This window comes from Pedobacter namyangjuensis, assembly GCF_003313325.1.
Classification (GTDB): domain Bacteria; phylum Bacteroidota; class Bacteroidia; order Sphingobacteriales; family Sphingobacteriaceae; genus Pedobacter; species Pedobacter namyangjuensis.
Map to the genome: position 1 here is coordinate 949,192 of NZ_QMHQ01000001.1, position 11,928 is coordinate 961,119.

Genomic DNA, 11,928 nt, shown 5'->3' on the forward strand with positions numbered 1-11,928 from the left:
GATTGACCAAATTTAAATCTTATCGTATGTCCGTAGCTATAACTAGAGTATTCGATTTACTAAAATATAATTTAGAAACATCTCCCAAAGACGAATTTATTAATGGAAAAATAAAGGGTAGTTGGATTAATTACAGTACAGTTTCTTTTTGCGAAACAGTAGATAGTTTAAGCAAGGGATTGATTAATGCTGGTGTTGTAAAAGGTGGACGTGTTGCTGTAATGTCTCATAATAGACCAGAATGGAATATTGCCGATTTTGCAGCCAATCAAATTGGTGCCTATCAAATTCCATTATACCCAACTTTAGCAGAGCATGATATTAAGTTTATTTTAAAGGATGCGGAAATCTCTATGGTTTTTGTGGCTGATGAGGCGCTTTATAAACGTATAAAACCATGTGTTGATGAAGTAAATCCTTCCATTAAGATTTTTTCTTTCGATAAAATAGAAGGTGCAGAACATTTTAATACGCTAGTTGAATTTGGTAAAAATAATACTGCTATAAATCTCGATGATTATAGAAAAGATGTTACGCCAGAAGATATTTTAACCATTATTTATACTTCTGGAACTACTGGAACGCCCAAGGGTGTAATGCTTACGCATGATAATTTGGTTTCGAACTTTGTTAATTCGGCGGTTGTAATGCCAAAAGGAGTAAATAAAAGTTTAAGCTTTTTGCCTTTATCGCACATTTTCGAACGAATGATTATTTACCTGTACTTATTTAATAACACCTCTATCTATTATGCAGAAAGTATGGATACGATTGTTGCGGATATCCAACACGTAAAGCCTAATGCTTTTTCTACAGTTCCGCGTTTGTTGGAAAAGGTGTACGATAAGATCATGGAAAAAGGTAAGGACTTAACGGGCATAAAAAGAGGAATTTTCTTTTGGTCGTTGGCGCTGGCAGAGAAATTTACTACCGAAGCCGGCTGGTGGTATAATTTTAAATTAGGGATTGCAAGAAAGCTAGTTTTTAAAAAATGGCAGGAAGCTTTAGGTGGTGAAATTGTGGTAATCGTTTCTGGTGGCGCCGCTTTAAACCCACGTTTGGCACGTATATTTTGGGCAGCAGGGATGCCAGTTTTTGAAGGTTACGGATTAACGGAAACTTCTCCAGTTATAACAGTAAACCATTTTGGTGGAACTAAATTTGGTACAGTTGGCGAAGTGATTAAAGGTGTTGAAATAAAATTGGGCGAAGACGGGGAGGTGCTTGCTCGTGGCCATAATATTATGAAAGGATATTACAACAAACCCGAACAAACCAACGAGGCTATTGATAAAGATGGATGGTTTCATACCGGAGATATTGGCGAAATTATAGATGGCAGATTTTTGAAAATCACCGATAGGAAAAAAGAAATTTTTAAAACTGCTGGCGGAAAATATGTTGCACCGCAAATGCTGGAAAATAAATATAAAGAATCGCCTTTGATAGAGCAGATTATGGTGTTGGGCGAGAATCAAAAATTCCCTGCAGCGTTAATTGTACCAACGTTTGCTGCTTTGCAAACTTGGTGTAGTAAAAAAGGAATTGCTTACACCAGCAATGAAGAGATGATTAAACATCCTCAAGTAATTGAAAAATACGAAAGGATTATTGCGCAATTAGGAGGCGAGTTTGGTAAGTGGGAGCAAGTAAAACGTTTTGCACTATTGGCAAAAGAATTTAGTATTGACGGAGGGGAACTTACGCCTAAGCTAAGCTTAAAAAGAAAGGTGATTCTAGAAAAAAATGCAGACGCCATTGAAAAAATTTACAAAGATGCAGAGAACTACAAAGGCTAAAAACTTAGGTCTTAAATCGCTAAGCCTATTAGTTATCGTTACCTTATTCTTATGTTGCGCTGGAGGCCATTTAGGTAAAAACAATAGTGGTCAATTTAAAAACGGAATGGTAGTTTCTGCCAATGAAATTGCATCGCAAGTTGGGGTAGATATTCTAAAAAAAGGTGGTAACGCAGTAGATGCGGCCGTGGCTGTACAGTTTGCTTTAGCTGTGGTTTATCCAAATGCAGGCAATATTGGCGGAGGTGGCTTTATGGTTTATCGCTCTGCAAAAGGAGAAGTAAATACCTTAGATTTTAGAGAGAAGGCTCCTGCTAAAGCCAATAGAGATATGTACCTTGATACGCTTGGAAATCCTATCGTAGATAAAAGTCTGTATGGGCAATTAGCGGCGGGCGTACCTGGATCGGTGGCTGGAATGGTAGAAGCGCATCAAAAATACGGAAAGCTAAAATGGGCCGATTTGGTTGCTCCATCTGTAGCTTTGGCCAATAATGGTTTCAAAATTTCGGCGAGGCAAGCCTCAGAACTTAATGGACTCAAAAATCGTTTTACAAAATTGAATCCATTAGGCACAGCTTTGGTTAAAGATACCAAATGGGCTGAAGGCGATTTACTTACCCAAACCGAGCTCGGAAAAACAATGAAGCGGATTGAAGAGCAAGGAAGGGCAGGGTTTTACGAAGGAACGGTTGCGGAGGCTGTTGTTACCGAAATGAACAGGGGTGGGGGCATCATCACTAAAGAGGATTTAAAAAACTATCAGGCTATTTGGCGTAAACCTTTGCAAAGCAAATACAGAGGTTTTGATGTGGTTACCATGCCTCCGCCTTCTAGCGGTGGTATAGCGCTAATCCAGTTGTTAAAATCAGTTGAACCGTATCCTTTAAAAAAATGGGGCTTTAATACCGATTCAACTGTACAATTGATGATTGAAGCAGAACGAAGGGTATATGCCGATAGGGCAAAACATTTAGGTGATCCAGATTTTTATAAAGTTCCGGTAGAGGGATTGATGGCTGATGCTTATGTAAAAAAACGCATGGCTAGTTTTAATTGGGAAAAGGCAAGCACAAGTGCCGAAATTAGTGCGGGAGAAGTAGCTCCTGCCGAACATGAGGAAACTACACATTTCTCTATTGTAGACAAAGAAGGAAATGCAGTTGCAATAACCACTACTTTAAACGGCTCTTACGGTGCAGGTGTGGTGGTAAAAGATGCTGGCTTTTTACTTAACAACGAAATGGACGACTTTTCGGTAAAACCTGGATCGCCGAATATGTACGGTTTAGTTGGTGGCGAGGCAAATGCAATTGCCCCTGGAAAGAGAATGCTAAGTTCGATGACACCGGCTATACTAGCCAAAGATGGCGATTTATATATGATAGTAGGAACACCTGGAGGTTCTACCATAATCACTTCCGTTTTTCAAACCATACTTAATGTGGTTGATTTTGATATGTCTATGCAGAATGCCGTTGCAGCTAAAAAATTCCACCATCAATGGTTGCCAGATGATGTTGCCGTAGAAACTAACGCTTTAGATAGTTTAACTTCAGAAAAGCTAAAAGCGAAAGGTTATAAGTTTGTTTCTCGTGGCGCAATTGGCAGGGTTGATGCTATTCTTAAAACAAAATGGGGCTATTACCAAGGAGGAGCAGATCCGAGGGGAGATGATAAAGCTGTTGGTTGGTAGCTTACGTACTCATTTCGAATGTCAGAAATTTAGTAATTGAATGGAAGTTTGAACTATAGCAGCTTTCTTGGTAATCTTTTTCCACAGAAGCGTATTGTCACATTTCTATTCCATTTTTCATTTTAAGGTTATTTTAGGCATATTTAGCTGTTAATCAATCCTTCGAAATGAAAAAGATAATTCTAGCCTATTTTTTAGTCCTAGCTACAAGTTCATTATTCGCCCAAAAAACCAACGTAAAAATTAAATTTACGGGTGCAACAGAAAACAAAGTTTTTGTTCAGCTTCCGCTAGATGGGACTACGTTTTATCCTAATAGGCAAGAAAAAATATTCGACGCAGATAGCAATTTATTAATTAGCCTTACTGTAGAAAAAATAGCCAATTTGTACATCAGTAACAGCGGTAAAAGATTTAGGTTTTTAATTGAGCCGGGAGATGTATCGATAAAACTAAATGTAGCGAAAAAAGCATCCGATAGAATTGTATTTGACGGTACAAATGCCGTGGGGCAAGTTGCTTTAAACACTAAACCAAACATATTTTATCAAACCAGAGCTAGTAAATATTTAACTGCAGACAGCACAGTTACCGGTGCCATGAAATTATTGGAAACTGATAGAAACAAAGAATTTCAGGTTTTCGACGATCTTTTGACTCAGAAAAAAATAAGCAAAACATTTTACGAAGAGGTAAAGCGAGATATAAAAATGGATTATATTGCCACCGCTGCAGCTATGCCAATACAGCTTTTTTTCGATTCGCAAAGACCAAATAGCAAAGTTGTTTTTAAGCAGGAATTTAAAGATCTGTGGAAGAAAATATATGATGAACATCCGTTTAATGATTTAGCTGATTTAACGACTACAGAATATTACTATCATGCACAATACTATTCAGACTACTATGTAGGAATGTACCTTAAACAGGTTAATGGAACTTGGGAAAAACCAGATTTTAATGATCCGAATGCAAGATTAAAGATTTCTTACGAGGGGTTCGGGAAAAATTTTACAGGAAAAACCCGCGAGTATCTAATGGCTAGTTTTTTATTTAACGAGATTTTTCAGAGAAAATACCAGCCCATTTTGGTTGAGCTTTTAAACGATTTCGAAACACAATATCCTAAGAGCAAGTTTAGCCCATTATTACGCCCAGCTGCTGAAGAAATTGTAGCCTATCATGAAACATCAAAAAAGCAATTCGCAAACGATCAGAAATTCGTTCCAAATTATCAGCAAATTAATACTTTAGACGATCTGATGAGCCAGTTTAAAGGCAAAACAGTTTTCGTAGATCTTTGGGCTACCTGGTGTGGTCCGTGCAAAGCCGAATTCGAGTACGGCGAAGAGTTGGACAAGTTTCTAAAAGCTAAAGGCGCAGAAATGCTGTATATCTCCATGGATAAGAATGAAGCAGATCAGCAGTGGAAGGACATGATCAAATTTTATAAACTTTCCGGTAATCATATTCGCGTTAATCCAACTTTGTTGCAAAATTTAATGGATAAACTTTGGGATGGAAAAGGATATTCAATTCCTCGTTACTTAATTTTAAAAGATGGGAAATTGGTTAATGATAAGGCATTAAGGCCGAGTGATAAAAAACTACTATACGATCAGATAAGTGCCCACCTTTAGTTACAAATTAATTCACCAAAAAATCACCCATATGCGCAAACTTCTACTCTCTTTCTTTCTATGCTTTGTTATTTTACAAAATGTAAATGCACAAAGTAACGAGGCCAGTCTGCTAGGCCCGCTTATTACACAATATCAGGCCGATGAAAATATGTTTAATCGCAAATATGCATTAAAGCGTAGCGACGAATATTTTAAGCGCTTGGAAACCTTTTACGCAGAATGGTTGAAGAAATTAAAATCGTTACCGTTTGATAAATTAACCAAAAACGAAAGAGTAGATTATCTTTTGCTAAAACGTGACATTAATGCTGATATAAGAGCGCTAAAACAAAGTGAAACTGAATTTGCCAATACAAAGTTTAGCGTTCCTTTTGATAACGCGTTAATAGATTTTGAACAGAAGCGTAGAGTAGGAAAACAGCAAAATGGAAAGGAAACTGCTCAAAAATTCCAAGAGTTAATAGAGGTTATAAATCAAACCGATAAAGCGGTAGAAAATGGCTCGCTTACTGTAAATCCCGTTCAGGCAAATTGGGCCCAGCAAACCGTAAACCAACATTTAACCGTTTTTACTGAGGCATATAAATTTTACGATGGTTATGATCCACAGTTTACTAAGGAAACAAAAAAAGTTTATCCTGAGGTTTTAGAAGCGTTAAAAAACTATAGTAAAACATTAGGTAAAACTGCAAAGCTATCAGTAGCTAAAGACGATGGAAGTGGAATCATTGGGAATCCAATCGGACGAGCATCTTTTTTAGATTTGTTAAACGATGAGATGATTGCTTACACACCCGAGCAAATTGAAGCTATAGCAATGAAAGAGTTTGCCTGGTGTGATGCCGAAATGTTGAAGGCATCTCAGCAAATGGGGTTCGGCAATGATTGGAAAAAAGCATTGGAAAAAGTTAAAACAGCTTATCCAGAATTGGGTAAACAGCCAGAATTGGTTTACGAATTAGCAAACGAAGCCATAAATTTTGTTGAGGCAAACAAATTAATTGAAGTACCACAACTAGCTAAAGAAGGGTGGAGGATGCGTATGCTTTCGCCACAAGAGCAGCAGTTTGCCCCTTTCTTTTTAGGTGGCGAATCTGTTTTAATTGCATACCCAACTGAAGATATGAGCGAAGACGCAAAGATGATGACTTTAAGAGGGAACAATAGGCACTTTTCTAGAGCGGTGGTTTTCCACGAACTAATACCAGGGCACAACTTGCAATATTTTATGCAAAGCAGATACAAAACTTATCGTAGGGGATTTAGTACCCCGTTTTGGTCAGAAGGTTGGTCGCTCTATTGGGAAATGTTGCTGTGGGATAAAAATTTCGCAAAAACCCCAGAAGATAAAATCGGGATGCTTTTTTGGCGCATGCATCGTTGCGCCAGAATTATCTTTTCCATGAATTACCATTTAAATAAATGGACACCTAAACAATGTATAGATTTCTTAGTAGATAGGGTTGGCTTTGAACGTGCAAATGCCGAAGCAGAAGTGCGTCGCTCGTTTACGGGTGGTTATGGGCCTCTTTATCAAATAGGCTATATGCTTGGAGGCTTGCAGTTTAGAGCTTTGCATAAGGAGTTGGTACAGTCGGGTAAGCTTACCAATGTTCAGTTTCACGATAGGATATTAAAAGAAAATAATATGCCGGTTGAGATGGTGAGAGCTTTGCTAACCAATCAAATTTTGCCCGAAAATTTCAGTACAAAATGGAAGTTTGCAGGAGCATTAAATTAAAATTTGTCTAATTATTTCGCTTAGTTGTATAGCAAATAGCACAATGTTTTTTTTTCGAAATGGCTAAAATCATAGTTTAAAGTAGATGGCACAACAACTAAATCATTTGTAATAATATTTGGTACAGCTATTGTTTAATGGCTGGATATAAACAAGTATCCAAAAATTAATTATTATGAAAATAAATCTCTTAAAAACTCTTCCTGTTGCTCTTGCAGGTTTGTTTGTTGGTTTAAACGCTTCGGCTCAAACGCCAACTACTTCTACTACTAGCCAATTTAGAACTTGGTCTATTGGTGTTAATGCTGGTGTTTTAACACCATTATCTCCACTAGGTGGAAAAAATGATTTTAGTAACAACAAATCAGGCTTCGGTTATGGTTTATACGTTAAAAAACAATTAACTCCTTATTTCTCTTTACGTTTAGACGGAGTTAGAGGTAAACTAAAAGGCGACAATGCAGAGCCTTATGAAAGTGGATTGGTTAATAATAGTCCAGTTCGTGCTTTCGAAACTCAATTAGAGTATTCAGGTACTTTAAGTGCAGTTGTAAACATGTTCAATATCGATATGTTTAAAAAAGAAAATGCATTACAACTTTATGCTTCGGCTGGTGCTGGTTTAGCTGGTTACCAACCAACAATTACTACTGCTGCAGGTACATCTGAGTATGCAGGTGGTAAAACTATTAGCGAATTAATCATTCCAGTTGGTGTTGGAGCTAAATTCAGAATTTCTGATGCTGTAAACTTTGATTTAGGTTGGACCATGAACTTTGTTGATGGAGATAACTTAGACGGTTACTACAGAGGCGGAAATGATAAATACAACTATGCTCACGCTGGTTTAGAATTCGTGTTGGGTAAAGGAAAACAATTAGCTTTCCACAATCCGGTAGCTGCAACTTATGATGAGGCTTTAGCTGCTAAAAACACAGCAAATGCATTAAAATCTGATTTAGATGCGCAAAAAGCAGAAAATGCTAAATTACGTTCAGAAATGAATGACCTATTAAAAGATAGCGATGGCGATGGTGTTGCAGATAAATTGGATAAATGTCCAAACACTCCAGCAAACACAGTTGTAGATGGTTCTGGTTGTCCGTTAAAAGTACCTGCACCTCAAGTAACTGAGAAAGTTATCGTTACCGAAGTAGATCGTAAAGTTGTTGCAGATGCGGTTAAAAACTTAGAGTTCGACTTAGGTAAAGCAACCATCCGTTCTAAATCTTACGCTACTTTAAATAGAGTTGCTGCATTACTAATGGAGAAAAACTTTAGCTTAAAATTAGCAGGTCACACAGATAACACTGGTTCTGCAGCATTAAACATGCGTTTATCTAAAGATAGAGCAGAGTCTGTAAAAGCTTATTTAGTATCTCAAGGTGCTAACGCAAGCAGAATCGAAGCTACAGGTTACGGTATGGATCAACCAATTGCTACTAACAAAACTGCAGCTGGTCGTCAACAAAACAGAAGAGTAGAATTTACTTTATACTAGTAACTTCCTCTAGCCTACTAAAAGCGTCCCGACCCAAAGTCGGGGCGCTTTTTTGTTTATTAAATCTTGACTACTAGTAACCAAGTAAGCTTTAATAGCTATCGTTGTGTGTTGAAAAATAATGTTACGGCCCATCGGCAAACTCAGCCCTTCTTTTCATTACAAGTCCTCGGTTTCGTACCTCACCTGCGGGCTTTCCATTTCAATAAGGTTTATATAACAAAGCCAGCAGTTCTTCTGCAAATTGCAACCCCTTATAGTAGCAGAACAATTTTTTTCCCAGCCCTGATTGAAGCGAAATCCTTTTATCAAATCCACTTTAGGGGATTTAGGATAAAAGATTGAAGCGAAAAGCAGGAGCAAACTTCATTTAACGCTTAAAAATTGCGCTTCAATTAACAAAAGTTTGAGAAAGGTTTATGCTCCTAGTTAGAACTTTGTCAAAGTTATTTTAAGCTTAAAATATTTTAAAATTCTATTTGCATCCTAAACTTTTATAGTTTAAATTTGTTATGCAAGCATAATAATTAATGAAGCAGAAAGAGACAGTAGATTATTTTTTAAAGGTGGTTTGGCAAAACGTATCAAACACCTATAACCAAATTGCAGGTGGTTTTGGCATAACCCAAGCTATTGGTTATGTGTTAATTAATATAGAAGCCGAGGGTACTGCGGTTTCTGCATTGGCAGGCTTGCTAGGTGTTAAGGCTACTAGTTTATCGCGTATGCTAAACAATATGGAAGAGCTGGGGTTAATTTATAGAGAAACTGCTGCCGGTGATAAGCGATCGGTTAAAGTTTTTTTAACCCCTTTCGGAATCGAAAAGCGAAAATTGGCTAGTAGCGTAGTAATCAAATTTAACGAATACTTAAACGAAAAGTTAAGCGCCAAAGAGAAAGAACAATTAATTTTAACCTTAGAGAAAGTTAACCAATTAACGTTGGCATACTCACCTAAAAAAGGATATGATGAACAAAAACCATTGTGATTTGCCAGCTAAGAAATTCGCAAAAAAAATCATAATAGCTTTTTAACCGTTAAAAAAATGGAGTTACGAAAAAGAATAAATAAAGTAGTAGTTTTAGGTTCTGGCATTATGGGTTCCCGTATTGCCTGCCACTTTGCCAACATTGGCGTAGAAGTGTTGCTTTTAGATATTGCACCAAAAGAATTAACTGCCGAAGAGCAGGCAAAAGGTTTGGCGCTTACGCATCCTTCTGTTAAAAATAGAATTGTAAATACGGCATTGCAAACTGCGGTAAAAACTAATCCATCTCCAATCTACAGCAAATCGGTGCTAAATAAAATTAGCACAGGCAATTTCGAAGATGATATGCCAAAAATTGCTAGCTACGACTGGATTATTGAGGTGGTAGTTGAAAACCTTGGCATTAAACAAAAAGTTTTCGAGCAGGTTGAGCAATTCCGTAAACCAGGTACACTAGTAACTTCAAATACCTCTGGCATTCCTATACATATGATGGCCGAAGGTAGAAGTGACGATTTTAAAGCAAACTTCTGCGGAACACACTTTTTCAACCCGCCTCGTTACTTGAGGTTATTAGAAATTATACCCACACCTCATACAAAACCAGAGTTGGTGGATTTCCTAATGCATTACGGCGATAAATTTTTAGGTAAAACCACTGTTTTATGTAAAGACACCCCTGCGTTTATTGCTAACCGCGTTGGCGTTTATTCTATTATGGCACTATTGCATTTGGTAGAAAAAATGGATCTAACGGTGGAGGAAGTGGATAAATTTACTGGTCCGGCTTTAGGGCGACCAAAGTCTGCTACTTTCCGTACTACCGATGTAGTAGGTTTAGACACTATGATTAAGGTATCTAAAGGTTTGTACGATAATTGCCCTGAAGATAAAGCACACGATTTATTTAAGCTTCCTGCTTACGTGCAAAAAATGGAAGAAAATAATTGGCTCGGAGATAAAACTAAACAGGGTTTCTATAAGAAGACAAAATCTGCCGATGGCAAAACGGAAATCTTGGCACTTGATTTAAAAACTTTAGAATATCGCCCGCAAGAGAAAGTAAAATCTGCCACTCTGGAAATGACTAAAACCATTGATAAAGTTGCCGATAGAATGAAGGTTTTTGCTACTGGTAAAGATAAAGCAGCAGAGCTTTTTAGAGCTTCCTTTTTTGGCTTGTTCGAATATGTTTCAGATCGTATTCCAGAAATTTCTGATGAACTATATCGCATTGACGATGCAATGCGTGCTGGTTTTGGTTGGGAGCTCGGTCCGTTCGAAGTTTGGGATGCGGTAGGCGTAAAAGATTCTCTTGAGGGAATGAAACAGTACGGTCATAAATCAGCAAACTGGGTAAACGAGATGTTGGAAGCTGGCCATACCTCATTCTATAAAATTGAAGATGGGATTAAAAAATATTATGATATTCCATCTAAAACCTATAAAGCAGTTCCGGGTGCAAATGAGTTTATAATCTTAGATAATCTAAGAGCTAACAATGTAATTTGGAAGAATGCTGGAGCCTCGATTATTGATTTAGGCGACGGAATTTTAAATGTAGAATTCCATTCTAAGATGAATACCATTGGTGGCGACACGTTAGCAGCCATTAATAAAGCTATTGATATGGCTGAAAAAGATTATAGAGGCGTTGTTATCGGAAATGATGGAGCCAATTTCTCTGCTGGCGCTAACGTTGGAATGATTTTTATGATGGCGGTTGAGCAAGAGTGGGAAGAGTTGAATATGGCGATTAGGATGTTCCAAAATACTTCTATGCGTATTCGTTATTCTTCAATTCCTGTAATTGTTGCGCCGCATAATTTAACCTTAGGTGGTGGTTGCGAGTTTAGTTTACACGCAGATTTTGTTCAGCTAAATGCCGAAACCTACATGGGATTGGTGGAGTTTGGTGTGGGCGTAATCCCTGGTGGTGGCGGTACAAAGGAATTTGCACTGCGAGCATCAGACGAATATGCAGAAGATCAAATTGTACAAAATGCTTTAAAAAATCGATTCTTAACCATCGGTATGGCAAAGGTATCTACCTCGGCAGTTGAGGCTGTTGAATTGGGGTATTTGCAAAAAGATAAATATGCAATTAGTATGAATAGAAGCAGATTAATTGCCGACGCAAAAGCAAAAGCAATTGAATTAGCTGATGCGGGCTATACTAAGCCTGTACAACGAAAAGATATCAAGGTGCTGGGTAAACAAGGTTTGGGGATTGTTTATGCTGGTGCAAATACCATGTACTCAGGTAATTACATTTCTGAGCATGATAAGAAAATATCTGAGAAATTAGGTTGGGTAATGTGTGGTGGAGATCTATCATCTCCAACCGAAGTTACCGAACAGTACTTGCTCGACTTGGAGAGAGAAGCCTTCTTATCGCTTTGCGGCGAAAGAAAAACTTTGGAACGGATACAAAGTATAGTAACAAAAGGTAAACCGTTGAGGAATTAATTAGGATAACCGACTAAAGAATAATGACTTAACGTTTAAAATATAAATTGATTTAGGAAGCATGATTTTTATTCCTTGCTCCTTAATCTT

General features: G+C 37.5%; 7 protein-coding genes. All 7 read left to right on the forward strand.

The window, feature by feature from the left end; genetic code table 11:
• Positions 1 to 26: 26 nt before the first annotated feature.
• The 7 genes from DUT69_RS04235 (at position 27) to DUT69_RS04265 (ending at position 11,838) form a co-directional block, all read left to right on the forward strand.
• Positions 27 to 1,799 carry an AMP-dependent synthetase/ligase gene (locus DUT69_RS04235; RefSeq protein ID WP_113651866.1) on the forward strand — a complete coding sequence of 591 codons (1,773 nt, stop codon included), beginning with the start codon at positions 27 to 29 and terminating at the stop codon, positions 1,797 to 1,799.
• Positions 1,777 to 3,495 carry a gamma-glutamyltransferase gene (ggt, locus tag DUT69_RS04240; RefSeq protein ID WP_113651867.1) on the forward strand — a complete coding sequence of 573 codons (1,719 nt, stop codon included), beginning with the start codon at positions 1,777 to 1,779 and terminating at the stop codon, positions 3,493 to 3,495. The genes DUT69_RS04235 and ggt overlap by 23 nt, the downstream gene beginning before the upstream one ends.
• Before the next feature lie 167 nt (positions 3,496 to 3,662).
• A complete protein-coding gene (locus tag DUT69_RS04245; protein ID WP_113651868.1) occupies positions 3,663 to 5,135 on the forward strand; it encodes a TlpA family protein disulfide reductase in 1,473 nt (490 codons plus the stop codon).
• Between the two features lie 31 nt (positions 5,136 to 5,166).
• Positions 5,167 to 6,879, forward strand: a complete 1,713-nt coding sequence (locus DUT69_RS04250; RefSeq protein ID WP_113651869.1) for a DUF885 family protein — start codon at positions 5,167 to 5,169, stop codon at positions 6,877 to 6,879.
• Between the two features lie 175 nt (positions 6,880 to 7,054).
• Positions 7,055 to 8,380, forward strand: coding sequence for an OmpA family protein (locus tag DUT69_RS04255; RefSeq protein WP_113651870.1), 1,326 nt, complete (start codon positions 7,055 to 7,057; stop codon positions 8,378 to 8,380).
• A 530-nt stretch (positions 8,381 to 8,910) separates the two neighbouring features.
• Positions 8,911 to 9,369: a MarR family winged helix-turn-helix transcriptional regulator gene (locus tag DUT69_RS04260; RefSeq protein WP_113651871.1), complete on the forward strand. Its 459-nt coding sequence runs from the start codon at positions 8,911 to 8,913 to the stop codon at positions 9,367 to 9,369.
• 57 nt (positions 9,370 to 9,426) lie between these two features.
• A complete protein-coding gene (locus DUT69_RS04265; RefSeq protein ID WP_113651872.1) occupies positions 9,427 to 11,838 on the forward strand; it encodes a 3-hydroxyacyl-CoA dehydrogenase/enoyl-CoA hydratase family protein in 2,412 nt (803 codons plus the stop codon).
• The last annotated feature ends 90 nt before the right edge of the window (positions 11,839 to 11,928 follow it).

What these genes read in the sequence shown, in the direction of transcription:
- DUT69_RS04235 (WP_113651866.1), top strand. Translation starts at nt 27, where the DNA reads ATGTCCGTAGCTATAACTAGAGTATTCGATTTACTAAAATATAATTTA.
- ggt (WP_113651867.1), top strand. Translation starts at nt 1,777, where the DNA reads ATGCAGAGAACTACAAAGGCTAAAAACTTAGGTCTTAAATCGCTAAGC.
- DUT69_RS04245 (WP_113651868.1), top strand. Translation starts at nt 3,663, where the DNA reads ATGAAAAAGATAATTCTAGCCTATTTTTTAGTCCTAGCTACAAGTTCA.
- DUT69_RS04250 (WP_113651869.1), top strand. Translation starts at nt 5,167, where the DNA reads ATGCGCAAACTTCTACTCTCTTTCTTTCTATGCTTTGTTATTTTACAA.
- DUT69_RS04255 (WP_113651870.1), top strand. Translation starts at nt 7,055, where the DNA reads ATGAAAATAAATCTCTTAAAAACTCTTCCTGTTGCTCTTGCAGGTTTG.
- DUT69_RS04260 (WP_113651871.1), top strand. Translation starts at nt 8,911, where the DNA reads ATGAAGCAGAAAGAGACAGTAGATTATTTTTTAAAGGTGGTTTGGCAA.
- DUT69_RS04265 (WP_113651872.1), top strand. Translation starts at nt 9,427, where the DNA reads ATGGAGTTACGAAAAAGAATAAATAAAGTAGTAGTTTTAGGTTCTGGC.